Annotated in this window: 25 protein-coding genes, 1 tRNA gene and 1 pseudogene; 19 read left to right on the top strand and 8 right to left on the bottom strand. The window is 58.6% G+C overall.

Features of this window, described 5'->3' with window-relative positions; translation table 11 throughout:
• The 6 genes from K3752_RS13020 to K3752_RS12995 all read left to right on the top strand — a co-directional run bounded on the left by K3752_RS13020 (position 1) and on the right by K3752_RS12995 (position 3,899).
• Positions 1–522, top strand: coding sequence for a GNAT family N-acetyltransferase (locus K3752_RS13020; protein WP_260063459.1), 522 nt, complete (start codon positions 1–3; stop codon positions 520–522).
• A gap of 58 nt (positions 523–580) precedes the next feature.
• Positions 581–1,882, top strand: a complete 1,302-nt coding sequence (hisD, locus tag K3752_RS13015) for a histidinol dehydrogenase (protein ID WP_260063458.1) — start codon at positions 581–583, stop codon at positions 1,880–1,882.
• A gap of 94 nt (positions 1,883–1,976) precedes the next feature.
• Positions 1,977–2,456 carry a UPF0262 family protein gene (locus K3752_RS13010; RefSeq protein ID WP_093962859.1) on the top strand — a complete coding sequence of 160 codons (480 nt, stop codon included), beginning with the start codon at positions 1,977–1,979 and terminating at the stop codon, positions 2,454–2,456.
• A gap of 3 nt (positions 2,457–2,459) precedes the next feature.
• Positions 2,460–2,918 carry a low molecular weight phosphatase family protein gene (locus K3752_RS13005; protein WP_170358064.1) on the top strand — a complete coding sequence of 153 codons (459 nt, stop codon included), beginning with the start codon at positions 2,460–2,462 and terminating at the stop codon, positions 2,916–2,918.
• Positions 2,915–3,313, top strand: coding sequence for a ketosteroid isomerase-related protein (locus tag K3752_RS13000; RefSeq protein ID WP_170362805.1), 399 nt, complete (start codon positions 2,915–2,917; stop codon positions 3,311–3,313). The genes K3752_RS13005 and K3752_RS13000 overlap by 4 nt, the downstream gene beginning before the upstream one ends.
• Positions 3,306–3,899 (top strand): GNAT family N-acetyltransferase, encoded by a 594-nt coding sequence (locus tag K3752_RS12995; protein ID WP_170529353.1) that lies wholly within the window; start codon positions 3,306–3,308, stop codon positions 3,897–3,899. The genes K3752_RS13000 and K3752_RS12995 overlap by 8 nt, the downstream gene beginning before the upstream one ends.
• A gap of 55 nt (positions 3,900–3,954) precedes the next feature.
• On the opposite strand, the gene K3752_RS12990 is transcribed toward K3752_RS12995, so the two are convergent.
• Positions 3,955–5,130, bottom strand: a complete 1,176-nt coding sequence (locus K3752_RS12990; RefSeq protein WP_170442441.1) for a peptidase S41 — start codon at positions 5,128–5,130, stop codon at positions 3,955–3,957.
• Positions 5,131–5,325: 195 nt separating this feature from the next.
• On the opposite strand from K3752_RS12990, the gene K3752_RS12985 reads away from it, so the two are divergent.
• From K3752_RS12985 to K3752_RS12960, 6 genes are all read left to right on the top strand, one after another.
• Positions 5,326–6,201: a carbon-nitrogen hydrolase family protein gene (locus tag K3752_RS12985; protein ID WP_260063457.1), complete on the top strand. Its 876-nt coding sequence runs from the start codon at positions 5,326–5,328 to the stop codon at positions 6,199–6,201.
• An 87-nt stretch (positions 6,202–6,288) separates the two neighbouring features.
• Positions 6,289–6,507 carry a translation initiation factor IF-1 gene (gene infA / locus K3752_RS12980; protein ID WP_005978431.1) on the top strand — a complete coding sequence of 73 codons (219 nt, stop codon included), beginning with the start codon at positions 6,289–6,291 and terminating at the stop codon, positions 6,505–6,507.
• 11 nt (positions 6,508–6,518) lie between these two features.
• Positions 6,519–7,097 carry a nucleoside triphosphate pyrophosphatase gene (locus K3752_RS12975; protein ID WP_260063456.1) on the top strand — a complete coding sequence of 193 codons (579 nt, stop codon included), beginning with the start codon at positions 6,519–6,521 and terminating at the stop codon, positions 7,095–7,097.
• A complete protein-coding gene (locus K3752_RS12970; RefSeq protein ID WP_260063455.1) occupies positions 7,094–8,116 on the top strand; it encodes a ribonuclease E/G in 1,023 nt (340 codons plus the stop codon). Before K3752_RS12975 ends, K3752_RS12970 begins: the two co-directional genes overlap by 4 nt.
• Positions 8,113–8,295, top strand: coding sequence for a DNA gyrase inhibitor YacG (locus K3752_RS12965; RefSeq protein WP_170337460.1), 183 nt, complete (start codon positions 8,113–8,115; stop codon positions 8,293–8,295). The genes K3752_RS12970 and K3752_RS12965 overlap by 4 nt, the downstream gene beginning before the upstream one ends.
• A gap of 79 nt (positions 8,296–8,374) precedes the next feature.
• A tRNA-Phe gene (locus K3752_RS12960) sits at positions 8,375–8,449 on the top strand.
• A 191-nt stretch (positions 8,450–8,640) separates the two neighbouring features.
• Here K3752_RS12960 and K3752_RS12955 read toward each other — a convergent pair.
• Positions 8,641–9,081 (bottom strand): very short patch repair endonuclease, encoded by a 441-nt coding sequence (locus K3752_RS12955; RefSeq protein ID WP_260063454.1) that lies wholly within the window; start codon positions 9,079–9,081, stop codon positions 8,641–8,643.
• A gap of 84 nt (positions 9,082–9,165) precedes the next feature.
• Between K3752_RS12955 and K3752_RS12950 the strand changes: the two genes are divergently transcribed.
• Positions 9,166–10,659, top strand: a complete 1,494-nt coding sequence (locus K3752_RS12950; protein WP_260063453.1) for a DNA cytosine methyltransferase — start codon at positions 9,166–9,168, stop codon at positions 10,657–10,659.
• Between the two features lie 7 nt (positions 10,660–10,666).
• Here the strand turns inward: K3752_RS12950 and K3752_RS12945 are convergent, their stop codons facing one another.
• Genes K3752_RS12945 through K3752_RS12930 form a run of 4 tightly spaced genes read right to left on the bottom strand, consistent with a single transcriptional unit; the run spans position 10,667 to position 17,863 of the window.
• A complete protein-coding gene (locus K3752_RS12945; RefSeq protein ID WP_260063452.1) occupies positions 10,667–12,757 on the bottom strand; it encodes an AIPR family protein in 2,091 nt (696 codons plus the stop codon).
• Positions 12,758–12,760: 3 nt separating this feature from the next.
• Positions 12,761–13,708, bottom strand: a complete 948-nt coding sequence (locus tag K3752_RS12940; protein ID WP_260063451.1) for a PD-(D/E)XK motif protein — start codon at positions 13,706–13,708, stop codon at positions 12,761–12,763.
• Positions 13,701–16,439 (bottom strand): Z1 domain-containing protein, encoded by a 2,739-nt coding sequence (locus tag K3752_RS12935; protein ID WP_260063450.1) that lies wholly within the window; start codon positions 16,437–16,439, stop codon positions 13,701–13,703. Before K3752_RS12935 ends, K3752_RS12940 begins: the two co-directional genes overlap by 8 nt.
• Complete coding sequence (locus K3752_RS12930) at positions 16,436–17,863, bottom strand: ATP-binding protein (protein WP_260063449.1); 1,428 nt, start codon at positions 17,861–17,863, stop codon at positions 16,436–16,438. The genes K3752_RS12935 and K3752_RS12930 overlap by 4 nt, the downstream gene beginning before the upstream one ends.
• A gap of 538 nt (positions 17,864–18,401) precedes the next feature.
• On the opposite strand from K3752_RS12930, the gene K3752_RS12925 reads away from it, so the two are divergent.
• The 6 genes and pseudogenes from K3752_RS12925 (at position 18,402) to K3752_RS12900 (ending at position 22,646) form a co-directional block, all read left to right on the top strand.
• Positions 18,402–18,545, top strand: coding sequence for a hypothetical protein (locus tag K3752_RS12925; RefSeq protein WP_260063448.1), 144 nt, complete (start codon positions 18,402–18,404; stop codon positions 18,543–18,545).
• Positions 18,546–18,748: 203 nt separating this feature from the next.
• Entirely contained in the window at positions 18,749–19,276 is a 528-nt protein-coding gene (locus K3752_RS12920; protein ID WP_260063447.1) for a hypothetical protein, read from the top strand.
• A gap of 793 nt (positions 19,277–20,069) precedes the next feature.
• Entirely contained in the window at positions 20,070–20,402 is a 333-nt protein-coding gene (locus tag K3752_RS12915; RefSeq protein ID WP_260063446.1) for a plasmid mobilization protein, read from the top strand.
• A complete protein-coding gene (locus K3752_RS12910) occupies positions 20,402–20,893 on the top strand; it encodes a hypothetical protein (protein WP_260063445.1) in 492 nt (163 codons plus the stop codon). The genes K3752_RS12915 and K3752_RS12910 overlap by 1 nt, the downstream gene beginning before the upstream one ends.
• The gene (locus K3752_RS12905; protein ID WP_260063444.1) at positions 20,860–21,468 is read left to right on the top strand and encodes a hypothetical protein; all 609 of its coding nucleotides are present in this window, start codon (positions 20,860–20,862) and stop codon (positions 21,466–21,468) included. The genes K3752_RS12910 and K3752_RS12905 overlap by 34 nt, the downstream gene beginning before the upstream one ends.
• A 53-nt stretch (positions 21,469–21,521) precedes the next feature.
• Positions 21,522–22,646: pseudogene (locus K3752_RS12900) on the top strand (IS3 family transposase).
• Between the two features lie 64 nt (positions 22,647–22,710).
• Here the strand turns inward: K3752_RS12900 and K3752_RS12895 are convergent.
• Positions 22,711–23,670 carry a bifunctional 2-polyprenyl-6-hydroxyphenol methylase/3-demethylubiquinol 3-O-methyltransferase UbiG gene (locus K3752_RS12895; RefSeq protein WP_260063443.1) on the bottom strand — a complete coding sequence of 320 codons (960 nt, stop codon included), beginning with the start codon at positions 23,668–23,670 and terminating at the stop codon, positions 22,711–22,713.
• A 114-nt stretch (positions 23,671–23,784) separates the two neighbouring features.
• Entirely contained in the window at positions 23,785–24,894 is a 1,110-nt protein-coding gene (locus tag K3752_RS12890; RefSeq protein WP_260063442.1) for an ATP-binding protein, read from the bottom strand.
• Positions 24,895–24,975: the final 81 nt, after the last annotated feature.

Below are 24,975 nucleotides of genomic sequence, written 5' to 3'. Positions count from 1 at the left end.
ATGCAGAACAAGCGTGGCATTTCGCAGGCGCTGTCTCCGGGGCAGGCCGGCGTGTCGCTGCGCCGGGCCACCGTGTTCGACGTGTTCGGGTTGAGTCAGGTTCTGGTCCGCTCCATCACCCGACTGTGTGAGGCCGACCACGGAAATCAACCAGACAAGATCGGGGCATGGACAGCCAACAAGGACCCGCAGTCCGTTCGCAACTGGATCATCTCCGGCACCCAGATCTGGCTGGCCGAGCGGAACGGAAATGTTGCCGCCGTCGGTGGGCTGCGCGCACCGGCCGAGATTTCGCTGCTTTATGTCGATCCTGACCACGCAAGGCAGGGGGTCGGTGCCGCGCTGCTGTCCCGGCTCGAGTCTGAACTGGCCCTGTCCGGGGCCACCACTGTTCATTTGATGTCAACCAAGACCGCGCTGGGCTTCTATCGCCGGTATGGCTGGGTCGCGGCGGGGCAGCCCGCGGACTGGAACGGCATTCCCCAATTTCCCCTGCGCAAATCGCTGCACCCCTCGGGCTGAGGGTTGAGGCCCGCCCCGGCGGGCGATAAGACCCGTTCAAACGCCCCGGAGTACTCAAATGCCCGTTTTTCTCGACACGACATCCGCCGATTTCGAATCCGGATTCCTGGCCCTTCTGTCCGCCAAACGCGAAGACAGCCCCGATGTCGACGCCGTAGTGGCGCAGATCATCGCAGACGTGCGGTCACGTGGCGATGCTGCGGTGATCGAGTTGACGGCGAAATTCGACCGGTTGCAGCTGACGCCGGACACGCTGGCTTTCAGCGCCGACGAGGTGACGCAGACCATCGCAACCGTCAGCGACGATGACCGTGCGGCGCTGGAACTGGCCGCCGCGCGCATCCGCGCCTATCACGAGCGCCAGATGCCGCAGGATCAGGAATGGACCGACGGGTCGGGCGCCACGCTGGGCTGGCGCTGGTCGGCGGTGTCTGCCGCGGGGCTTTACGTGCCGGGCGGGCTGGCCTCTTACCCCTCGTCGGTGTTGATGAATGCCATTCCGGCCAAGGTGGCCGGGGTCGAGCGTCTGGCCATCGCGGTGCCCACGCCCGACGGACAGGTCAATCCGCTGGTCTTGCTGGCCGCGCGCCTGTCGGGCGTCGATGAAATCTACCGCATCGGTGGCGCGCAGGCGATTGCCGCACTGGCCTATGGCACGGAAACCATCGCGCCGGTGGACAAGATCACCGGGCCGGGCAACGCCTTTGTCGCGGCGGCCAAGCGGCGGGTGTTCGGCAAGGTCGGCATCGACATGATCGCGGGGCCCTCCGAAATTCTGGTGATCGCGGACAAGGACAACGACCCCGACTGGATCGCGCTGGACCTGCTCAGCCAGGCCGAGCATGACGAAAGCGCCCAATCGATCCTGATCACCGACGACGCCGGTTTCGGCCGCGCGGTGGCCGAGGCGGTGGAAAAACGGCTGGAGACGCTCGAACGACGCGCGATCGCCGGGGCGAGCTGGCGCGACTATGGTGCGGTGATCACCGTGCGCGACTTGGACGAGGCCGCCGCGCTGTCAAACCGCATCGCTCCTGAACACCTGGAACTGTGCGTGGCCGATCCGGCGGCGCTGAGCCGCAAGACCATCCACGCCGGCGCCATTTTCCTGGGCCAGTACACGCCCGAGGCCATCGGCGACTATGTCGGCGGACCGAACCATGTGCTGCCCACCGCACGCTCGGCCCGGTTTTCGTCGGGGCTCAGCGTGATGGATTTCCTCAAACGCACTACGCTCAGCCACATGACCCCTGAGGCCCTGCGGGCCATCGGCCCGGCGGCCGAGCAGCTGGCGCGGTCGGAGAGCCTGGAGGCGCACGGGCTATCCGTGGGCGCGCGGCTCAAGCGGCTGAACGGTTGACGGCCATCTGACCTTGCGTCCGGCCCGTTTCCCGCGTTGTCCCGCGGGCATAGGTGCGCTAGGTCTGGCCTGACCTGAACGGAAGTCGATGACCATGACCCGCATTTCGCATATCGAACTGGACGATCGAAACCTGCCACCGCCCACGCCCGAGATCGAGCAGGAGCGCAAGGTTGCGATCTATGACCTGCTCGAGGAAAATTCGTTTGCCCTGCCCAAACGTGACGACCGGCTGGTGCCCGACGGCCCCTATCACGTGCAACTGTCGATCCGCGACAAGCGGCTGGTGTTCGACGTCACCACCGAAGACAGCCAGAAAGCCGCCGAGTTCCATCTGTCACTGGGTCCGTTCCGGCAGGTGGTCAAGGACTACTTCCAGATCTGCGAAAGCTATTTCGATGCGGTCAAGACCCTGCCGCCCAGCCAGATCGAAACCATCGACATGGCCCGGCGCGGCATCCACAACGAAGGCAGCCGGGTCTTGCAGGAACGGCTCGAGGGCAAGGCTGAGATCGACACCGACACCGCCCGCCGCCTGTTCACGCTGATCTGCGTGTTGCATTTCGGAGGCTGACGGGTGAAGCCTCTGCCGCATTCGGTCCTGTTCTGCTGCGACCACAACGCGGTGCGCTCGCCCATGGCCGAAGGCATCATGAAGAAATTCTACGGCACGGGCACATATGTGCAGTCGGCCGGAGTACACAACGACCTGGAAATCGACGGGTTCAGCATCGCCGTCTGCCAGGAGATCGACGTGGAACTGTCACGCCACCGGTCGCGGTCGTTCGACGAGATGCAGGAATGGGGGGATGACCTGGGATCATTCGACCTGATCGTGGCCCTGTCGCCTGCCAGCCAGCGCAAAGCGCTGGAGCTGACGCGGGTTTTTCACCTCGATGTCGATTATTGGCCAATAATGGACCCTACCGGACTGGGCGAGACGCGCGAGGAAAAGCTACACCACTACCGTCAGACCCGCGATCAGATCATCAAACACCTGAAGGATCGCTGGGGGGAACCTACGGAGATCGCATGACCCAGACCGTACAAGCCTATTTCGATGCCTTCAACGCCGGGGATGTCACCGGCATGCTGGCCTGCCTGTCCGACGACGTGGCCCATCACGTGAACGAAGGCAAGATCCGCGTCGGCAAAGAGAAATTCGCCGAATTCTGCGCGCATATGAACCGCTGCTATCGCGAGACCCTGACCGACATGGTGATCTTCGAGGCCCAGGGCAGCACCCGCGCGGCCGCTGAATACATCGTTAACGGCACCTATCTGGAAACCGATGCCGGCCTGCCCGCGGCCTCGGGCCAGTCCTACCGCCTGCCCGCCGGGTCGTTCTTTGACCTCAAGGACGGCAAGATCACCCGCGTGACCACCTATTACAATCTTGCTGACTGGGTGAAACAGGTGTCGGGTGGCTGAGGTCACGAAGGTCCGCGCGCTGACGGGGCCGGCGCTCGAGGCGGCGCTGGACGACGTGGCGCGCCTGCGCATTTCGGTGTTCCACGACTGGCCCTATCTTTATGACGGCGATCTGGGCTACGAGCGCAAATACCTGCAATCCTACCGCGACAGCGACCGGGCGATCGTCGTCGGCGCCTTTGACGGCGACAGGCTTGTGGGGGCCGCGACCGGCGCGCCGCTGGCCGACCATGCCGAGGATTTCGCCGCCGCTTTCGACGGCACCGGGCTGGACCTTTCGCAGATTTTCTATTGCGCCGAATCCGTTCTGCTGCCCGCCTATCGGGGGCAGGGCGTCGGACATGCGTTCTTTGACCTGCGCGAGGGTCACGCGAGGGACTTGGGCTTTGCCAGATGTGCCTTTTGCGGCGTGCAGCGTCCGGGCGACCACCCGATGCGGCCGGCCGACTATCGGCCGCTCGACCCGTTCTGGCGCGCGCGGGGCTATGCGCCCCTGCCCGGCGTGATCGCCCGGTTTTCGTGGAAGGATCTGGGCGAGGACTCGGAAACCCTCAAACCGTTGCAGTTCTGGATCAGGGATCTGTGAAGCCGCCGCAACGCGTTGTGTGTGCCCGCTGGCACGCGCGACGACAGCCGTTCGTCTAGCCGCGAAAATCTTCGAGGATCCGTCGATAGAACGCTCCCCGTGCTCCAGCGACCGAGGGTCCAGCGACACATTCCCGACCCAGGTTCAATTCTCCCACGGGCACGATTTGCCGCGCGATTTCGGGCGGTGTCGTTTCGTCAGACGTTCCCGTCCTCCAATCGTGAAAGGCGGAGGAGTATCGAACGACCGCTCCGCTCGCTGGCAAGTCAAGCAACCCACCTTCGGCAAAGAACGTCAGTCCGTCTCCCACTTCTTCCCCGATGAGTGTGAGCCTGTCACCCAATCGATGCTTGAGGATGGCGACAAACACGATCGCGGCGGAGAACGTGAATTTGTCGACAAGTACGACCACCCGCTGATTTGCGCTTTGCGCGATTGCGTCGATCAAAGGCATCGTCAGAAGAAAATCACCGCCGGTGTTTCCGCGAACGTCAATCAAAAGCGTTTTGTCAGAGCTAGCGCGCACGCGATCCGCTGCCTCGGATATGGCTTTGCGCAGCGCATCTTTGCCTGGGTCAAAGAAGCTCGGCAGTTGAATTGAAAGCCCAAGTGCCTGCCAATCCTCAATCTCCACAAAGCTCTCGGGTTCCCATGCTGGATCGGCTTTGCCGTGCTCGTTTCTCGGGTAGAGCGTCGACGCAGGAACGGTGTTTCCATTTGCTACTTTCAGATTGGTTGTCTGCCCGTTTTCGTCCTGCACGTGATACTCGGTCATACCGTCGTCGGACGAAAATCCCAGCCGTTCCAACGCGTGCGGCCAAGCCAGGATAATCGGACCGATGACCCGCTTCCTCTGGCGCGTTCCCGCCAGAAATTTGTCCGCCGCGGCCTCGATTTCGCTTACAGCTGCGCCATTGACTGCCAGCAGCTTGCCTTGTGGGGCGATCACCCTTGATGCCGACCCAAGGACTTGGACGGAACGCCCCACGCTCACAAACCGCAGAGGCAACACCGAGATTGCATCATTCGGGATCAGCCTTGTGTGCCCGTTGTTGGGAAGTGCCAGAAGGCGCATCGCCGACAGCAGAAATGCTTCGACCGAGCCCTCAAGTGCGTATCGCCGACTGTCGCTGACACAGCTGTCTATCGCCGCCCTTTCGATCCGCCGAAAACTGGGGTCGTTTGGCAGGACAGTCTCCAGAATGAGCTCCAGGTCATCGATCAGCGACATGGGTCACAGTGCGCATGGACGATCGGCAATGTCCAGATTGGGTGCGGATCCGGCGCTCTCCCGGCCCGGACCCTTGCTTTGAAAGGCTATGCAACGAACCAAAAGATTCTGGTGCAGCGCACAGCCCGATTGGCCTGTACACCGGGCAACAACGGCTATTTACTTCTTCGCAAGAACAGCATTGGAACCCGCATCATGAAAATCGCCACCGCCGCCTATAATCTCGACTGGCTGGACAGCTGGGCGCAGTACGAAGACAAGCTGGACGCTTGGGTTTCGCGGGCCGCAGGGCAGGGGGCTGAACTGCTGGTGTTTCCCGAGTACGGAGCGATGGAGCTTTCGACGCTGGCCGGGGCCGAGGTTGCGGGGGATCTCGAACGCTCGATCCGGGCGGTATCCGAGCGGATGGAAGATGTACAAATCCTGCATCGGCGCCTCTCGGCCCAGTACAATTTGTACATTCTGGGCGCATCCGCCCCGGTTCAGGCCGGCCCAGGCCGCCCGGTGAACCGCGCCGAATTCTACGCCCCCTCAGGCGCGCAGGATCATCAGGACAAGCAGATCATGACCCGGTTCGAGCGCGAAGACTGGGACATCGCGCCGGGCGGACCGTTGAAGATCTTCGAGACGGCGCTGGGCCGGATCGGCGTTCTGATCTGCTATGACAGCGAGTTTCCTCTGCTGGGCCGCGCCCTGTCAGAGGCCGACGTGATCCTTGTGCCGTCCTGCACCGAGGCCCTGTCGGGCTATTGGCGGGTCCGTATCGGCGCGATGGCGCGTGCATTGGAGAATCAATGCGTTACGGTCATGGCGTCGCTGGTGGGTAACAACGACTGGTCTCAGTCCGTGGACGCAAACACTGGGACCGGAGGCGTTTTCGGCCCACCGGACAAGGGCTTTCCACAAACCGGCGTGCTCTCGGAAGGCGTGCTCAACCAGCCCGGCTGGACCTACGCAGACGTCGATCTGTCGGCGATCGCCGAGGTTCGGGCGGATGGCCATGTCCTGAACCGATCCCACTGGACCGAGCAGACGCCCCGAGTCGAATCGGTCACAATGTCGCGGCTTTAAGTGATTCCACCCTTGAAATAAGGCCGAAATAGGCTCATTTAAGCGCCACCTGCGGATTCTGCAGGGCAACGCAAAGATGGAGACAACATGGCCAAGGAAGATACGCTCGAATTTCCCGGTGTCGTGAAGGAACTCCTGCCTAATGCGACGTTTCGGGTCGAGCTGGAAAACGGCCATGAGATCATCGCACATACGGCAGGCAAGATGCGCAAAAACCGCATCCGTGTTCTGGCCGGCGACAAGGTTCAGGTCGAGATGACCCCCTATGATCTGACCAAGGGTCGGATCAACTACCGCTTCAAGTAACGCCTGCCGCAATGGCGTTCATTCTAGGATCGGGCAGCCCCAGACGGCTGGACCTGCTGGCTCAGCTTGGCGTGCAGCCCGACGCCATTTCTGCCCCTGACATTGACGAAGACCCCCAAAGGGGCGAGCTTCCGCTGCCGTATTGCGCGCGCATTGCCCGCGAGAAAGCACATGCCGTGAAGGCGGCCCCGGACGATATCGTCCTGTGCGCCGACACGACGGTTGCGCTGGGTCGACGCATATTGGGCAAGCCCGAGGATGCGGGACAGGCAGCCGAATTTCTGCATGCCCTGTCGGGACGTCGCCACCGTGTGATCACCTCGGTCGCGGTGCGTCGCGGCGATCGGGTGTTGCAGCGTGACGTCGTCAGTCAGGTCAAGGTCAAGCGTCTTTCGGACTTGGAAATCAACGCATATCTCGCTACCGGCGATTGGCAGGGCAAAGCCGGTGCCTATGCCATCCAAGGGCCCGCGGGCGCTTTCATTCCTTGGATCTCGGGCTCGTTCACGGGTATCGTCGGGCTGCCCTTGTCTGAAACCGCAGGACTGTTGCAAGGCATCGGTTACCCCCTGTATCGCGAGGCATCATGAAAGGTCGAACGATCATTCTGGATCACATTCAAGGCCGCGAAGCCGCGGCCCTGATGGTGGATGGCAAACTGGATGATTTCCTGATCTCTGCCGATGCGCACGCCCCCGGAACCATCTACCGGGCCCGGGCCGAGCGGGCGATCAAGGGGCAGGGCGGGATGTTCCTGACAACGCCGGATGGTCCGGCTTTCCTTCGGCAGGTTAAAGGGTTGGCGCAGGGTGAGATGCTGTTGGTGCAGGTCACGGGTTATGCCGAGCCGGGCAAAGCCCTGCCAGTGACGAACCGCATCCTGTTCAAGAGCCGCTATGCCATCGTCACGCCGGACGCGCCCGGGCTGAACATCTCTCGCTCGATCCGCGATGATGATGAGCGCGACCGGCTGCTGGTGATCGCGCATGAGCAGATGGACGGCAGCCCCTTCGGTCTGATCCTGCGCTCCGGTTGCCAGGGCGCGGATGCCGATGAAATTGCCGAAGACATCGCCGCCATGCGAGCGCTGGCCGAGCAGGTCGTGAACGACACCGGAGACGCACCGGAAACGCTGTCCGAGGGCGACGGACCGCATGTCCTCGCCTGGCGCGAATGGGTGGAGCCGGCCGAGGTCTCGACCCAGGCGGGCGGGTTCGCGGACCATGGCGTGCTCGAGGCGCTGGACGCTGCACGTGGCGCATCCCATCCTTTGGCGGGAGGGGCGCATATGTATATCGAACCCACCCGGGCGTTGGTGGCCGTGGACGTGAACACCGGTTCGGATGGCTCGCTGGCTGCGGGGACAAAGGCCAATTTCGCCTGCGCCAAGGAACTGCCGCGTGCCCTGCGCGTGCGCGGGCTGGGCGGGCAGATCACGCTCGACCTTGCGCCGATGCCCAAAAAAGACCGGCGCGGATTCGAAGCCGCACTCCGCGCTGCCTTCAGGGCTGACAGCGAAGAAACGATCCTCGCCGGCTGGACGCCGCTGGGGCATTTCGAATTGCAGCGAAAACGCGGCCGTATCCCATTGTCGGAGGTCCTGAGATGAGCTGCCCGATCTGCGGAGAAGATACTGTCAAACAGTTTCGTCCGTTTTGCTCGAAACGCTGCGCCGACATCGATCTGGCCAAGTGGCTGAACGGCTCCTATGCGGTTCCGTCGCAGCGCGAGGATGACCTTGACGATGAGATTCAGGATGCTGTCGAAATCAAGGATCGCCCGCACTGAAAAAATCTGAAAAAGCCTCTGGACACCGCGTTTGGCAAGTCATAGAAGGCCTGCACCCAACGGCAAACGCCGTTCCCGTGCCCGGGTAGCTCAGGGGTAGAGCAGTGGATTGAAAATCCTCGTGTCGGTGGTTCGATTCCGCCCCCGGGCACCACTTCAAAGCCAAAGATATAAAACGTAAATTCTCCACTCTGAGCGATGCTCATTTGTGCCGGGATTGGTCGAATCCCGGCTTGGGGCAACGCTGGGGCAACAAATCCGCGTGATGCATCTCGGGGCAACGCACGGGCAGATGGGCCGTTCTTACGTGAACGACGTAAGCGTGAAGGCAAGGTGTTGACGTGATCAAAGCTCGCCGTGAATTTCGCCGCTCCATCGAATGAAGTCTGCCAACTCGCGTGTGAGTTGGTCGTCGACACCCGAGCCCACTGTACACTCCCATACGACGAGGGTCCGCCAACCCAGATCATGCAATCGCTGAATGGCCTCGGCGTCCCGTCGCACGTTGGCTGCAAACTTTTCCTGCCAGAACAAAACATTTGACTTGGGGGTGGCTGCTTTCGGGCATCCGGCATGCCGGTGCCAAAAACAACCGTGGACGAAAATCGCACTGCGCCACTTTGGCAGCACGATGTCAGGAGATCCCGGAAGCCTCCGTACATTCACACGGAACCGGAAACCCTGAGCATGCAAAGCTTTGCGCAACAGAATTTCGGGTTTCGTGTTGTTGCCGCGGATGCGTGACATCATCCGTGAGCGGGTCTTCCGGTCAACTGTATCGGTCATGTGCTCAACATATCGCCCACGGTCCGGATTTCGACCTGGAACATCTGTTGAAACCTGGTAGAACCTCCGAAGCAGAGGAAGAGCATGCCAGAAGATTTTGCCATCATCGACCTTTTTGCCGGTCCGGGAGGGCTGGGCGAGGGATTTTCTCAGGCTGGGCGCGACCCGGTCACGCCGATGAAGATCAAGCTGTCGGTCGAGATGGACGACCACGCGATTCAGACGCTCCAGCTGCGGGCTTTTCTCCGTTCGTTCGACGAGTTCCCGCAAGAATACCATGATGCCCTGAATGTCGGTTCGCCGCTGCCCGATTGGGCCGATCTCTACCCGACCAATTGGAACCTCGCGAAGGACGAAGTAAGGCAACGTGTTTTGGGGGATCCCGGGGTTTTCGAAGAACTTGCGGTCGAGCTTGACCGTACCCGCGAAGACTACAACGGCAACACGATCCTGATCGGCGGACCGCCGTGCCAAGCGTATTCACTGGTTGGTCGGGCGCGCAACAAGGGCAAGGCTGGATACGTGCCCGAGGACGACCACAGGCATTTCCTCTACCGAGAATATGTAAGCATTCTGGACAGGCTTCGCCCCGCGGCCTTCGTCATGGAAAACGTCAAGGGAATGCTGTCCAGCCAAGTGGACGGTGGCGGCATCTTCAGCAGGGTTCTCGACGACCTCGAGGTGGCCGGAGACGGCTACCACCTGCTGCCCCTTTCGAAACCCGTCCCTTCGGACGGTTCCCGAGCCGCTGCCCGGGATTTCCTGATCAAGGCCGAGGACCATGGCGTTCCGCAGGCGCGGCATCGGGTGATCATTCTCGGGGTTCGGAGCGACCTCGCCACGAAAATTGAACTCGAAGGACCCATCCTCGGCAGTCCGCAGTCCCCTGTGACGGTGGCTGAAGTTCTGTGCGATCTGCCACAAGTGAGAAGTGGCTTGAGCCGCGGCGATGATGCTGACGCCTGGCTGGCGGCCGTGCAGGCTCAGGCTTCCGCCATTGCGGCTTCGGACGCGGCGCCGCAGGAGGTCCGCGAAATCGCCCGCGCCGTGGCCGGGGCCAATAGATTGCCCCGCCTCCGCTCCAGCAGTCGGCGTAAACGCTCAGGTGAATTGCCCGCGCAGCTTGCGGATTGGCTGTTGGACGACCGTCTTGAGGCCACTCTCCAGCACGAGACCAGAGGGCATATTCCGGACGATCTGGGGCGCTATCTTTTTTCGTCGGCATTTACCCGGGCGTTCGGCAGGTCACCGAAGCTTGCGGAGTTCCCCGAGTTTTTGCAGCCGGCGCACCGAAATCGAGGGTCCGGCGATTTTGCCGACCGCTTCCGGACACAATGCGCGGACCGGCCCTCGACGACCGTCACCAGCCACATTTCCAAGGATGGCCACTATTTCATCCACCCCGATACCATGCAGTGCCGATCGCTGACCGTCCGCGAGGCTGCCCGTCTGCAGACGTTCCCGGACAACTACCTGTTCTGCGGTCCGCGCACCAAGCAGTACCATCAGGTCGGCAACGCCGTTCCTCCCTATCTGGCATTTCAGATCGCAAAGGCGGTGCGGCGGCTGCTGGGCTGACGGCAGTTTATTGCGCCGCAGCAGCCTCGGATTCCCTGAACCCGTTTTCCTTCAGTTTGTTCAGAACCTCGATCGCGAATTGAGACTGTTTTTCCGTCGGTATTCTCGTCGGCATCTTCGAGCAGACGTCCAGCACTCCGTATTCCGATGGCGACAGTAGCTTGTTGGAGCGCCCCCAGGTTTTCGCATCTGCCCAGAACTGAGCTCCGAGTTCAAAGACACGGGTCTGTGCCTCGACGCTTTTCGTCAGGTTCTCGTCATCCGACACGTCGTCATCTTCCGACTTGGCCTCTTCCGGCTCGATCAGAATGTCCTCGAACTCGTCCGGGTAGGACAGTTTCCGCTTGCGGAAGGCCTCCCAGCAGGCTTGCTTCTTCGCCCACTCACTCATGTTCCGAATGCCCTCGGGCGGGTTGGTGATCATTTCCTGCGCCTCGGCGGCTGCCACAAGCAGCGCACTTTCAAGCGCCGCGGGAACGTCTTGCGACCGCCAGACCCGGCTCAGGTCGACCACCAGGTCCCGCTCGGCCGCGTCATGTGCGACCTTGGCGATGGCATAGGTCACGATGTTGGCACGGTAGCCGCCTTCGTACCAGTCCTGGGCGGACACCAGCTTTTCCATCTTGCGGAAGATGATCGCCTTGGAAATTAGATGCCGATACCAGGCCTCGTTGATGCGCGCGCCGTTCTTGCCCCATGCCTTTTCAATGCTCTTGGCAAAGTCGGCAAAGTTCTTCTGTGCGCCCAACGACACCATGTGCGGCTTGCCGCTCCAAGTGTTCTCGAATTTGGCGAGGTCGGTCTTGGTGAAGAACTGGCGTCGGGGAAACTCGGCGTCCCATTTCTTCCGCTCCGCCGGGGTTTTCTTGCTGCGCTCGTCTGCGTACTGCCCCCTCGCCCGTTCGTAGAACCACTTGGTCTCGCGGTACCCGTTGACGCCGGCCGGCGCTAGGATTTTCCGCGAAAGCTCCTCGATCCTGATGTGGAAGGGGTGGTTGGCGAAGAAATCAGCGGCGTTCACCTTGTTCTGGCTGTTGGCGAATTCTGAGATGCGCGGAACGACCGTATCCGAAAGGATCGGTGGAACGACGCTCAATTTCATCTGGACGAAGACGTCCTTAAGACCCTCGCCGGCCAGTTTCCGCGCTGCGTGAATTGACGCCGTCGTCTGGCCACCGTTCACGATCTGAAGATTGTCGGCCTTGGTGATGACCAGCCCGTCTTCGGTCCTTGCAAGCTCCACGCCTTCGGCAGTCGCTGCCAAACCGTTGTTGTAAGCGAGGAACATATGGGGCTCTTCCAAGATGGTCTTTCGGATTCCTTTGTTCACGTTGCTCTTGGCCTGCAGAAAGCTGCGGACATTGGATTCAAGCAGGCGCGCGCCCCACTTGTCGTAGATGGCGGCCAGTTGGGCGCCTGGTATGACCGCGATGTAGCTTTCCAGTGCGGCATCGGATCCTGACGCTTTCAGAACCGGGATTCCGCCGCCGAAATTCTGATCGAAGTCGATGGTCAGGTCGGCGCGCGCCTTGCCCTGCTCGACGAAAGCCTGCAGACGCTTGAGATCCCAGACGTTGTAGGTGACCGGCTTGTCATCGATGGTGCCGGCGGGCATGGCGTCAACCTTGGCCCTGTTGTCCGAGTTCGTGACGAAGATCAGCTTGATCTTCTCGATGCCGTTCCAGCGGGTGCTGATCAAATCGGCCAATCCCGCTCCGAGGCTGGTTTCTTCCAAACTCTCTCTGAACGCCTCGTCCCGGGCGTGCCGGAGAAATTCGACCAATTTTTTGAACTGACCCTTGAGAACTCTGGCGTCTGTCAGCCTGATTTCGTCGGTAATTTTGAAGTCGCAGAGAATAAGCGAAAAAATATTGTCACTGGCTGCGGGGTCACCACCTGACCCGGTGACTTCGAGGTTTACGTTGTTTCGTCCAGTCCCGCTATAGTAGGCATAGTCGCACTGATCGATCTCGCCTGCCTCGGTCAGGATTTCTCCGACCTTCTCGAAAAACGCTTCCTGAGTGTACAGGCCCAACGCATCCGCGTCGCCTTGGATATCCGCGATGAAACTCTGGTGAAACTCTTCAAGATCCGACATTCGTCAACAACTCCGCAAAATCTCATTCAGGTCGTCTGACCGCTCAAAGGTTGCGCAGGCATCCAGACGGATCGCATAGCTCACCTCTTCGACGCCCGGCGGCAGAGGCGGCACCAACTTGGGGAAACCTTCTCCGACTTCGAATGTCCGCACCGCACCCAGATGCCAGCGGCGGTTTTCCTCGACCGTTTCGTCCTGATATCCGGTCGCCGCGAGCCTCTGCTCCCAAAGGTCCAGTGCGCCAATGTCCGCATCGAACAACTCGGCCGTGCTGCGGACGTGATCGGCCAGGTTTTGGCCTTCGTCTCCCAGCAGGGTGTCGACCTCGTGCACCCGCAGGCAGAACCTCGCGCCTTCGATGTCCGACAATTGCGCTTCCGATGAAATGCGCACCTTTGGGTGGGCGGCGCTGCGCCGTGCCTTGATCTCGAAATACAGTCCCGGAAGTTCGAAATCCTTGGCACTGTCCTCGGGACCCTTCCAGGCATCCACGGCCTTTAGCGGTCCGATGTGCTGAACCAGCTCTCTCAGGAAGGCAAGCTCGGCCACCAGACCACGCTGTTCTTCAAGGGACAAGCCGCGCCTGCCGCCGCTGCGTAGCAGGTGATGCCAGCGCAGTGTTCGACTGACTGCGCGCGACAGGGCGTGCTGCGGCTCGGTCGCCTGTTCGGCCGCGGCCGCGACGTCCCGGCACAACGTCTCGAACAGGTCGATGTGGGCCTTTTCCTGCAAGGTGATGCAGTAGGAGTTCCGGCCATCGACGACCCGATAGAATACCCCGATATGCTTTAGCTTGGGCAGCGGACGCACCTCGGAAATGTCATCTGACATCCGCAGGAGTAGGGCGGGCGCGTTGTCAGGCATGCGCACCCAAAAGAAATCATGACGGCCCTTGCTGTTGACGCGCCGCGCCTGGCTGGGGGGCAGTCCGTCCCATGGTGTCTCAGTCATCTTCGAAAGCTCCGTCATCCTCTTCATCCGATCCATAGATTTCGCGGAACTTCTGGGTGTTGATGATGTACTCCACCCGATCGCTCGGCTTGGCGGATTGGGGGAAGCTGATGCTCCAGCCGATAACGGGCCGATCCGGAATCCGGTCCAAGTGTGGGAGACCGCTTTCTTCCGGCGGCCGGACCTTGACGACATGGAGCACGAACAGCGGCTTGTCGCGAACCTGTCTGTATATTCTGTCCGGGAATGAGGGCTGGCGGGATTCAGGCTTTCCGTCCTCTTTCAAGCTCTGGAGGTATTCCTCTTCCGCCTGTTTCGCCTTCACCGGGTCGACACCGATCTTTTCCACGCCACGCGACGCGATACGTGCTCGTCTTTCACTCATTGAAAAAAGATGGTCAGCCAAGTCTTTGTAGCCGACCTTGCGCAATTGGGGCCCAACAATCCAACCGGCAAGCTCGAACGGCTCTGCGTCGCCGGAGACGCTTGTGACCAACACGTCCCACTCCAGTAGTTCATCATGCTTTCGTTCGCCAATGTAGGACCGAATAGGGGCGGTCTGCGTCAGGAACGCCTGTTCGTGGTTGCGCCACCCCAGCAGGAAGTCATCGATCAGATTCACCGAGACTCCTCGAAGAAGGAAACCACCGGTCACCTTTTCGGCTGACGACTGGCGGAAGCTTGCGCTGGCAAGATCCTCCAGAAGTTTTCGGGCGGCGTCTTCGTTGGCTGAAATATCTGCTGGTTTGGCGCTGATCTTGGCCGTCTCCACCCATGCGTTGGACAACCCGATGAGGACATGTTTCTGGCCCGATCCCATCTTGTTGCGCGCGGTCACCAGCAGTGACGCGGGATGGCTGCGCACGGCGAGACCGAAATCGGCGGGCGAGGCCTTGGCCTTTTCCATCTTCTTGAGTTCCAGATGCAGCTCTTCGCTGGCCTCGGCGATGTGGGCGTACCAGTCAATCGCCTCTGACGGCATCCAGATCCGACACAGATCCTCGTACCCGCCGCGATAGCCGAACCAACGGCCCATCTGCATCAGGGTGTCGTACATCATAGTGTTGCGCAGGAACCAAGTGACCGTCAGACCCTCTAGCGTAAGTCCCCGAGACAGAGAGAACCCCCCGACTGCGATCACGGTCTGACCAACGGAAGATTCACCCGAATAGTCCAGCCCATTGGAGCGGCTGTTGACCTCGACGACTTTGGCCGATGCCACGGCGTCCAGCATGGCGCCCTGGATCCGGCTCCAATCCGGTTCGGCTTCCGCGTATTCCCTTTGCCAAGTTTTCTGAAGGGCGGCGATCTGAGGGTCGCGTAGTCCGTCCATGCCACGCGATCCGTTGATCCGTAGGGAGTCGAGAACCGCACCCAAGTACTCGTGCAGACGATTCCGCAACCTGCCCTGAACGTCGGTGAATCGGCTGGCGTTGACGAGCATCGAACAATGAGAAGCTGCTTGACCGCGCAGGTTTCTGATGGTGCGAGCGATCAGAAACGCCCGAACCGCTTCCTTGAGGCTTTCATGCAGTTCATCCACCGTCTGGTCGATCTTGTGCTTGATCGGCAGGATGTCTTCGTTGTCGCGGATGGTGCGCAGCCAGACAGGATCGCCTTCGTCCGGGATGCCGTCGATGAAGATCTTTTTCGCACCGAAGTAGTTCGACGGGGCGTCCAGCCCGACGATGAAATGTTTGGGAAACAGGTCTTCCTTCAGTACGTCGTCGTACTGATCGGGATCGACGAAGATATTGGCGAAGGGCGTCGCAGTGTACCCGACGTAGCAGCTGCGGTGGAACATGTTCAGAAGATCGCGGATCTGACCGTTGATCTTCGTGATCTCTTCTTTGGAATACTTGGTGTTTATCGAAGCGTTGTCGGCCTCGTCGTCGATCAGCAGCATGGGCTGGTCGATCATCTGGTCGTCACCACGGGCGCTGTTCTCGCGCAGCCAGTCCAGCAGGTTCCTCAACGTATTGTGGTTCTTCTTGATCACAAGCACCACGGGAACCTTGTAGGAGTCGATCTGGCTGGTATTGGTGGACGCGGTGTCCTTCTTGAAGTCGAATAAGGTGTTGGTGAGGCTGACCGGAACCTTGCGGTCGTCGAAAAGCCCGACACCGATGGCCCGGTTCCCCTTCTTGCCCTGGGTTGCAAGGCGCCCCGTGTCGCGGCCGATGAAGCCCTCGTCGATCCGCTCCTGGGTCTGGTTGCGCAGGTTGTTGTGGATCCCGGCGATGACTACGACAAGACGATACCCTGCGTCGGCAGCCTTGCAGATGAGCCCGGAGTAGTTCGCCGTCTTGCCGCTCTGGACGTGACCAACCACCATGCCCCGGCGATCCCACTTTTCGGCCAGTCCCGGGTTGCCCAAACGACCGAGGATTCGGTCGGTGATCTGGTCCAGACCGGTGATGACGTCCTGCGGAAGACCGTTTTTGTGCAACAGCTTCTTGTAGCGGTCCCAGTAGTACGGATCGATGCTAGCCTTGGCCTCGTCCAACCAAGGGCGAAAACTCTCGTCGTCGACGGTCGCGCCAAGTCCCATGGTGATGCCGAACCGTTCTTCGATGTCGCGGGCAAGCTGTTCCAACGCCTCGGGGGCGGCGTTCACGTTGAGAGCGGCGTTCATTGTCTTGATGAAGCTTCGAAGATCGTCGCCGCTCTTGCGCTCATGCGCCAGAGACTGGGAAACGACGTCATCCAGATGCTTGAGTTGCGCGCTCACGAATTTTCTCCTTGCTCGATTTCTTCAACCAGTTGCCGGAGGGAATCCTTGTGATTCACGAATGGCTCAGTGGAACATAGGGTCTTGAGGACGTCAGAACCTGTCATGCCGATCTTCAGGAGCTCCCGAATGGCGGTCTCGGCCATTTCGGCCAGTTCGGCGAAATCCGATTTGTCCGACTCGACGCTTTCGGCACCTCCAAGCATGTCGGCATGCAGCGCGGCGACGGGCAGGCCTGACCCTAGAAGCGTGATGCAGGCCCGGAATCCGTGTCGGAACTCTTCGGGCAAAAGATCCGCAAAGCCTTGGATCGACGGGTGCTCGACGTTTGGTCGGTACACGATCCTGCCGTCCTTCTGGATGCGGTTCCACAGCGGCAGGTTTTCTTCTGACACCAGCTTGCGACCGCGACGTTGATACGTCCGCTTGGAAGTTCCTTGGAGCCTTTCGACGATCTTGCGGAGGCGCTCCCGGACTATGGGCGGCATCTGGGCTGACGCCTTGCGCACGTCGATCTTCCAGTCCGCGTCCATCGTGTTGGGAATGTCGACCCTGACGCGTGACAGTTTTGTCAATTCCGTCTGCCGGGCCAAGCCCAACCAACTGCCTGCGATGATCAGGCGCTTTTCCCGGTAGATGTAGAACCCCTGCGACCGCAGATGCCCCTCTGGCCCGCCCAACTCCTCCCATTCGGTCCTCGACATCATCTTGTGATGCGGCAGGGTATAGCATTGGGTAACGACCTCGCCCCTGACCAAAGGTAGTACTTCTTCCGGGTCGACCTGCGTTGCCTTGTGGGTCGTGGCAAAAGGGTCGATCGGCGCAAGAAGCCGACCGTTCAGCAAGAGCCTCAACTTGGGTCGGCTTCCCTCCATGTAGCGGTGGAAGCAAAGGCGCAGGTGCCGCTCCGCGCCTGACAGCGCCTTGTTGATTTCGGCGGACCGTTTGGCTGTGTCGTGCCGGAAATTCGTCGAGAGCCGGTCCAGCTTTCGCCAGAGGACTATGGTTCCGGTTTCGGGCAACCTGTCCACTGCAGGAATACCGTGAGGTTCATCCTCCAGATCAACGTTCCAGACATTCGTTTTCGCGACTTTGTCCAGATCCCAGGTAGCCCCCGACGTACGTCCGTCCCCACGGGAAATTACGGTAAGCTGGCGGCACTGCGAAAAGCTCGCGCTTTTCAACCCCAGCCCAAAGCGACCAAGATCGTGACCTTCACGCTCGGCCAGCGGGTTTTTTGAGCCCGGCCGCATGGCTTCGATGAGTTCCGCCTCGGTCATGCCGGACCCATCATCGACGATCGCTATCCAGGGCTCGTCAGTCGTCGTTTCGGCCAGAATTTCGACCCGCCCGGCACCAGCCGTGATTGAATTGTCGATGATGTCGGCCATGGCCGTTTCCAGGGTATATCCGAAATCCCGCATGCCTTCGATCAGCGATGCGGCATGTGGCGTGGCATCCGCCTGCCTTTTTCCTTTGATTTGCAATTTGCCTTGGACTGATTGCACGGCTTCTTCTCGCTGTCTGTCTTTTTTGTTTTGACATCTGTTTTTTCGTGTCCCGAATTGACACCAGTTCTCGCGGAAGGTGAAGAGGTCATTTCGGTTTCTCTCCCAACGTCGGATCGGGTCACCGTTGTCACAAAGCTCGCCCGGCGATCGCGCGTTCGGCTGCCTTCAATTGCGAAGATGGTAATGCACAGTATGTGAAACCACCTGCCTAAGGTTTGAATGTTCGCCATTTCCTTGCGATCTGGCGCCATATTCCGTGCAGGTTGAGATCAAGAAGCTTTTAAGTGGGGGCTTGGGTGGATGTCTCCGCTGACCACGTGATCCTCGGATCGCTGCAGGCAAATGAAGAGTATTCCGCGATATTCCCAACTATTCCACATGAGCCCGTATTACCCATGCAATTTGACATTTATCCGTTGAAGGACTGCAACTCAGAAAAAAGGAAGCGGATATGAAGAAGCCGAACCACAACGCCGACATCAAGAACCCGAACAAAGGCACCACGGGGCAGAACAAGACCCATGCCACAGCGCAGGGAAATCGCGGCAAGCAGCTGAACCCAAGCAACAAACTTGCAACTTCAAAAAAGCCGTGATCCAAACTGGCCGGGGCCGCGTGTCGGCCTCGGCCATTTCATAGAGAGCAATGACCGAGAAATCAAAATCAACCAAACCCAAGTTCCCAAAAACCAAAGAGCTTGTGCGTATCGCCTTGAATGATGGATTAACCTAAAAAAATATTGCAGACATGTGCAGAGTTAATCAGTCACAGGTGAGCAAATGGAATTCGGGCGAGCGATTGGCCACCCGTGATCAGGTAAGGGAGTTGCTCAAACTATCTGGCGACAAACTCCGACGCGTTCCATTCAAACTCTACCAGACAAGCAGCAATTCTGGTACTTCTGAGCAGTTCGCGCGTGTCGAAGGAAAGTTGATCCTGAGAGAGAAGTTCCGCGCGATATATGGTCCTGCAAAGCGTAATCGTGATGGTTGCACCGCACTGCGTATCTCTGTCCATCATCAAAAAGATGAACACTTTGTTTCTGTGGTCGAATACACCCGTGCACCTGTACCTGATCCGAAGCTGCGCCACCAAGTTCCCACGATCACGGATCGGCATGCATCGTTGTTTTTGAACGGAACGCTTGAGGAGGCGATTAAGGAGCGCAACACTGACGACCTGCTGAGTTGGGTATATAGACTCGGAAGGAGCAAACAATTCGACGATTTACCGGGGCTGGTCCAGCTTCCGTATCTAGTGACGGAATCGCTATTGAACCACGGGTTCAAGTTGCCAAGTATTGTGGAATTCAAGGTTCCGGAATAGTCTGGCGGTCCACAACCAGACGCCCAACCGGGCATTCCGGCACCGCCTGAAACGGAAAAGGTGCGTCAGGTTCGTAAGCAGTACTGCACGCCACGCGGTTGAGCCTTTTGCTTTCGCGTCGCGCACGAACCGTTTTGGACCGAACGGGACGACCCGAGCCAAAGCCTAACCCGCGATGGCAGGCTCCTCCCCAAGGGGCAAGGGGTGGGACAGCCGCCAAGCCGCGAGCCTGGCTCGCCGCTTGGCGGCAACTCTTTCCACCAAACTGTCGTTTTGGGCAGGTCAATCCTCATAACCACTCACGGCATAGTATCCGCCGCTAGAATGCACGCTGGTTCGTCTCATGGCGCGACCCCAATTACTTGGAGAATGGCCAACTGGTGTGTTGAGGGTGCGGCTGCGACGAGGGCCGGATCAATTCGTCACCAAGCTGCCTGACTGCAAGTTGCACCAACGGCAATTGCAGTTGGATCAGGAAGTGCTGCGCTGATCGACCTTTCACAGTGTTCCGAGATATCTCTGCTTCCAGTTCGGCTTCCAGATCGATGGCCGCCCTTGTACTGATGAACGGCTGCGGTACGCGGTTGGGTTTTATAGGCTCAACCATGTCTGGAAGGCGCGGTTCGACGGTGTCTCTGACACTGCATATTCTGTAATCGCTCCTCCGAAATCAGGTTATCCACATCTGTTTTCCGGCAGCCTCTGTTGATCGGTTTTTATTCACATAACTGCTGAGTTGAACGAACGATCAAGGACCCTCAAGTGGGCCCAGATTTTGAGCAGAGGAAGCGGTATGGGGGAGAATCCGGACAAACGCGACGTGCGGTTGAAGGTGAATGTGACGCCAGCAGAGCGGGACCTGCTTGATGCAAAGGCAAAAGCCTCGGGGCAGACGCGTTCAGACTTCATGCGTGAAGCCGCCCTTGGACGCCGCGCGACCGTCTCACCTGAGAAAATACTCGACGGCATCTGGGTCCTGAACCTGGTCTTGGGCCACATCCGGGCCATCGCTGAATTACCGCCGTCCGACGCCCCCGACTACGCCTTGATCCTCCTGGAGCTGCATCGGATCGAAAGTATGATCCTGATGTTTGCCCCCGTTGGTTTCACCGGGGAGGACGGCTGATGTTGATCGGTTGGTCGAAACACCAGTCCAGTGAAAGTCTGCGCCAGCCAGCCTCATATCTGCTGGATCCGGAAGTTCGAAAACCTGTCGGGTCAGCGGAAGTCGTCGAAAGGCGCGTACCCGTGCCGGAACTTCTGGTCGGGCACCCGGCCGTATTCCAAAGCGCCCTTTTCGCGCTTCGCTTCAAGAAGAAATACCGGGTGACGACGCTTTCGTTTCATTGCGACGACATCGACGCCCACGCTTTAAATGAAGGTAATGAAGCGGCCAGGAGACAGGTGTCCGCCGCGATCGGTCTTTTCGTCGAGGTCGCCTTTGCAGGAATTCCGGAACCATTCCGGCCGCCGGTCCTCGTCGGAACGCATACGCATCTTGACCGGCTGGAAATCAACATCGCCATCCCGAGATTTGTCAGGACTGCCGACGGTTCAGTCCGCATCCCCCGAAGCGGAGCAGCGTGTTTCTGTGGGATGCACTGCGCGATGTGCTGAATTTTCATTTCAGATGGCACAGTCCGAATGACGGTACCTCCGCCCAAAAGTTTCGTGGGCCTGACTGGGTTGAGAAGCGCTTGGCCGCCGCTGAGCGGCATGGAAAAACCTTCGATCCCGCTAAGGACCCGAAGCCATTCTTGCTGCAAGCCGCGAGGGTCATCGCGGCGCACCATGTCGCGGATGCTCCGAACCCATACGGCAAGGAGTTTCCGGAGATCGTGGCAGACCTTGGATTTCGCATCGAGCACTTGGACAGGTTCTCGATGAGGCTGGTCCACCCCGATGAACCGCATCCACTGCTTGTCCGTGGCCTGCGCCCCCCGAGGCATCGCGACATCGCGCCGGACCTTGTGGAAGCGCTGGAGCGGCGGCGGCGCAACTGGGCGCTGCGAGCGGAGCAGAATTCGAAACGGTTCTCACAGGGAACATGGTGCGAACCGGAGCCGGATTGGGCGTCGCGGCTGGAAGCGCACGAAGTCAGGATTCCGCCCTGCCACCCTGATTTCGCAGATCGACGCCGTGTCGTGCCGTCAGCGGGGATGCCCTTGCGGGTGAGGCTTCGGGTCTACTGAGCCTCCCCAACTGAACTGGTTCACCCCTATGTTTAGGAAACGGAGGACCAAGAATGGCAAACAAGAGACCGAAGCCTGAAGAGATTGTCTCGAAGTTACGGCAGGTTGAAGTTCTGATGGGCCAGGGCATGTCCCGTCTCGATGCGATCAGGCAGATCGGCGTTGTTGAGCAAACCTATTCCCGCTGGCGCAAGAAGTACGGCGGAATGGGTGTAGATCAATTGAAGGAACTGAAGCGGCTACAGAAAGAGAATGAGCGGCTGAGACGCGCAGTTTCAGATCTGACGCTGGACAAACCGATCCTGACGGAAGCCACAAAGGGAAACTACTGAGCCCGCTCGCCGTCGTGCCTGCATCGATCATGTCCGCAGCCAGCTCAAAGTATCTGAGCGACGCGCCTGCCGCGTGCTTGGACAACACCGGTCCACGCAACGGCGTGTCCCACAAGGTCGCGCAGACGAAGACCGATTGGTGGCCGACATGATCGAGCTGACCCGTCAATACGGCCGATATGGCTATCGCAGGATCGCTGCACTGCTGCGAGAGGCTGGATGGACTGTGAGCGATGGGCGAATTGAACGGCTTTGGCGACGAGAGGGGCTGAAAGTGCCAGTGAAACAACCGAAGAAAGGACGGCTCTGGCTGAACGATGGGTCTTGTGTTCGGCTGAGGCCGGAGTATCGCAACCACGTGTGGTCCTATGACTTCGTGCATTGCCGAACCGATGATGGCAAAGCTTTCCGGACGTTGAACATCCTTGATGAGTACAGTCGGGAATGTTTGGCTATCAGGGTCGAGCGGAAGCTGAACTCGACCGATGTAATCGATGTCCTGACAGACCTGTTCATACTTCGCGGCGCGCCGAGTTTCATACGTTCAGATAACGGGCCGGAATTTGTCGCCCAGGCTGTCCGAGACTGGATCGCCGCCGTTGGCGCCAAGACGGATACATCGAACCTGGCAGCCCGTGGGAGAACGGATACTGTGAAAGCTTCAACGGCAGGTTCAGAGACGAGCTGCTCAACGGCGAAATCTTCTACAGCCTTCGAGAAGCTCAAATTCTGATCGAACAATGGAGGAAACACTACAACACAAAACGCCCCCAAAGTGCTCTGGGCTATCGCCCGCCAGCGTCTGAAACCATCATCCCGATGGATCAGAGGCCGATGATGCACTAACAATCAACTTGGACAAGTCAGATGAGGCTGATCATCGCGTTCAAGTGTCACATCACACGCCGTTTCATGCCAACGCGCTCTTAATCCTTGCTCCCAACTCTGTTGAATGAGGGTCGACGATAGTTATGTCCCTCGACCAGTCCGAACAACAATACCTAATTTCATCCGCAAGCATCTTGGCGAGATATCCGTCGTTCAATAGCTCGTCATATGAGACTGATCCAATCAACGTCGCCGCAGTCAAATTTGGCATATACCGAGCCAATGGATAGCTCTCCACAATAGTGTCACTTGAGATTACTACGGATTGAATAAAAGCTTCGAGGTTGACTTCAGCAGGCTGGCGTTCGAACATATCCGATCGCTCAGCCAATCCCTCGATATGAAGCACATAGCGTGCCAAATTGTCACCGCCTTGATTCAAACTGGGTCCTACTAGAGAAACCTTGCAATCCGGAAACAAAACTCGTCTGACAAACCCCATCGAGAGTTGCCGACAGTGGTCGCCGACCTTGCGCCAACCCGGTACAGGAGTATTTAGCCTAGTCTGATCCTCGGGATCGAAGAGACCGCCTTCAATTACCAGCAAACCGCCCGGCGCAAGATGCCGCTTTATCCTCCTGACAACTTCAATAAAGTCTTCTGAGTAATGAATGGCGCTAGCAATTGTGATGACATCAAATATGCGGCCGCGTAGATCTAAATCTTCAAAACGGAACTCGTAAAATTCTCCTTCGGGTACGGCGCGACTTGCGTATTCCACCAATTTTGGATCGATATCGACCCCTGCAACACTTGCTGCTCCGGCCTCACGGGCAAGCGAGCAAAACATTCCGGAGTTGCATCCAAGGTCCAGAAATCTCTTATTCGACAGATCTGGCAGCTTCAAAGCCGCGAACTTTGAAGTGGTATGCTCCATTCGGGAACGTTGGTATTGAAAGTTGACGCTTTCGCCCTCGCCTTTTTCTCCGTGTAAACGTCTCTCAGCTTTCGTAAAAAACACCTTTCGTATAGCTTTGAACATTTTGTTGCTCCGGTTTTTTTATGGGAGGTATCCACATTAGTCTGGCAATTTTTTGCCAACGGCCAAAAATGTAAAGGTTTTTCTATTAGTTGTCGCGGCATTGGAGCGCGCACGTTACGATCTTTGGCTTATCCTTGTTCGTCTATTGTAACGGCGTATCGCATTCCATCGGGAAATTTTCCAGGGGGCGGCAAGCATCTCACGTCGCCAATTCAGTTCGTTCAGTGTTTCGGACTCAGCAAGGTGGAGCAACTCTTTTGACACAAGTAAACCAAGCTGGTTCGCAGCTTTGTTGCCCTCACCACTTTCAACTGACACTTCCAATCCAGCTTCGGACGAAGCGCGCTCAGTCCAGCAGGCCCAGACCTTATAACCTTCTTGCTGAAAGAACGACATAGCCACGTTTCGGGCCTTTTCGCTTCTAAGATCGATATCAAAGCTGACTAGTTGCTCTCCTGCGGAGAGTCTCATATGTTCGCGGGCTAGTTTCAAGAAACACTGCAAATGATACGGGCTTGCTTCGACGCGTCGGAAAAACTTTGACCACAGTTCGTTTTCGGGAATATCACCAATGAGCCTTAAGATATCGCGCAATTCGGTGCTTTTCGTAGCCGACGCATCAGCGCCCAAGATAGACGTCAATAAATAGTCGGAAGAGGTATGAAAAACATGATGTCGGTTCTTAAGCGACCGCGCCAAAGTGGTTTTTCCGCTACCACTCTTCGCGGTGACAAGAAGCAAGTTTTGCCTCGCTGGGAGCAATCTTAGGATTAAGCAGGGCACCCCATCACTATTTCGATAGTCTCCTACGGATCGAGCCGCAAATTTTGCTAGTAGGCTATCATATATCCAACGCGGCGTCGGCAACACTTCATAACGGCTACTCGGACCGCCGACATTTGAAACATCCCATTCCGGTGCACCCGCTGCGTACGGAATGGAAGCATAGCAATGGCGATTGGAAGCTAATTTTTGATAGACTTGAAGCAGGCTTTGCGCCTGAACCAGAAAATCATTTGGCTCGACGCCTGAAAGGTCTATGGCGAACGCGTCCACGTCTACCACAAGCTTTTGAAGCTCGGCCATTGAGGCGCTTGGTACTGGCGTTATCCTGCAATCCAAGATACTCAAATCACTAGAAAAATCAGGAGTTTTGGGGCCCAGTAGCGCAATTTTCTTACCGCTAAGATGTGCTGGTAGTATTGATGTTGATTCCGCGCTCATGCGCAAACACTTAACTGGACGCTTGCCCGCTATCAAGTGCGTTAACTGCGCGAAAAAGGCGTTGAGCTGATCGGTTGAGCC

Source organism: Ruegeria sp. B32 (assembly GCF_025141855.1).
GTDB lineage: Bacteria > Pseudomonadota > Alphaproteobacteria > Rhodobacterales > Rhodobacteraceae > Ruegeria > Ruegeria arenilitoris.
This window is presented reverse-complemented; position numbering and strand designations above follow the sequence as displayed.

Bases quoted from the DNA above. Each gene is read 5' to 3' on its own strand.
- K3752_RS13020 (WP_260063459.1), top strand. From the start codon at position 1: ATGCAGAACAAGCGTGGCATTTCGCAGGCGCTGTCTCCGGGGCAGGCC.
- hisD (WP_260063458.1), top strand. From the start codon at position 581: ATGCCCGTTTTTCTCGACACGACATCCGCCGATTTCGAATCCGGATTC.
- K3752_RS13010 (WP_093962859.1), top strand. From the start codon at position 1,977: ATGACCCGCATTTCGCATATCGAACTGGACGATCGAAACCTGCCACCG.
- K3752_RS13000 (WP_170362805.1), top strand. From the start codon at position 2,915: ATGACCCAGACCGTACAAGCCTATTTCGATGCCTTCAACGCCGGGGAT.
- K3752_RS12990 (WP_170442441.1), bottom strand. From the start codon at position 5,130: ATGTCGCTGATCGATGACCTGGAGCTCATTCTGGAGACTGTCCTGCCA.
- K3752_RS12985 (WP_260063457.1), top strand. From the start codon at position 5,326: ATGAAAATCGCCACCGCCGCCTATAATCTCGACTGGCTGGACAGCTGG.
- infA (WP_005978431.1), top strand. From the start codon at position 6,289: ATGGCCAAGGAAGATACGCTCGAATTTCCCGGTGTCGTGAAGGAACTC.
- K3752_RS12975 (WP_260063456.1), top strand. From the start codon at position 6,519: ATGGCGTTCATTCTAGGATCGGGCAGCCCCAGACGGCTGGACCTGCTG.
- K3752_RS12970 (WP_260063455.1), top strand. From the start codon at position 7,094: ATGAAAGGTCGAACGATCATTCTGGATCACATTCAAGGCCGCGAAGCC.
- K3752_RS12965 (WP_170337460.1), top strand. From the start codon at position 8,113: ATGAGCTGCCCGATCTGCGGAGAAGATACTGTCAAACAGTTTCGTCCG.
- K3752_RS12955 (WP_260063454.1), bottom strand. From the start codon at position 9,081: ATGACCGATACAGTTGACCGGAAGACCCGCTCACGGATGATGTCACGC.
- K3752_RS12950 (WP_260063453.1), top strand. From the start codon at position 9,166: ATGCCAGAAGATTTTGCCATCATCGACCTTTTTGCCGGTCCGGGAGGG.
- K3752_RS12945 (WP_260063452.1), bottom strand. From the start codon at position 12,757: ATGTCGGATCTTGAAGAGTTTCACCAGAGTTTCATCGCGGATATCCAA.
- K3752_RS12940 (WP_260063451.1), bottom strand. From the start codon at position 13,708: ATGACTGAGACACCATGGGACGGACTGCCCCCCAGCCAGGCGCGGCGC.
- K3752_RS12930 (WP_260063449.1), bottom strand. From the start codon at position 17,863: ATGCGGGATTTCGGATATACCCTGGAAACGGCCATGGCCGACATCATC.
- K3752_RS12925 (WP_260063448.1), top strand. From the start codon at position 18,402: ATGAAGAAGCCGAACCACAACGCCGACATCAAGAACCCGAACAAAGGC.
- K3752_RS12915 (WP_260063446.1), top strand. From the start codon at position 20,070: ATGGGGGAGAATCCGGACAAACGCGACGTGCGGTTGAAGGTGAATGTG.
- K3752_RS12910 (WP_260063445.1), top strand. From the start codon at position 20,402: ATGTTGATCGGTTGGTCGAAACACCAGTCCAGTGAAAGTCTGCGCCAG.
- K3752_RS12895 (WP_260063443.1), bottom strand. From the start codon at position 23,670: ATGTTCAAAGCTATACGAAAGGTGTTTTTTACGAAAGCTGAGAGACGT.
- K3752_RS12890 (WP_260063442.1), bottom strand. From the start codon at position 24,894: ATGAGCGCGGAATCAACATCAATACTACCAGCACATCTTAGCGGTAAG.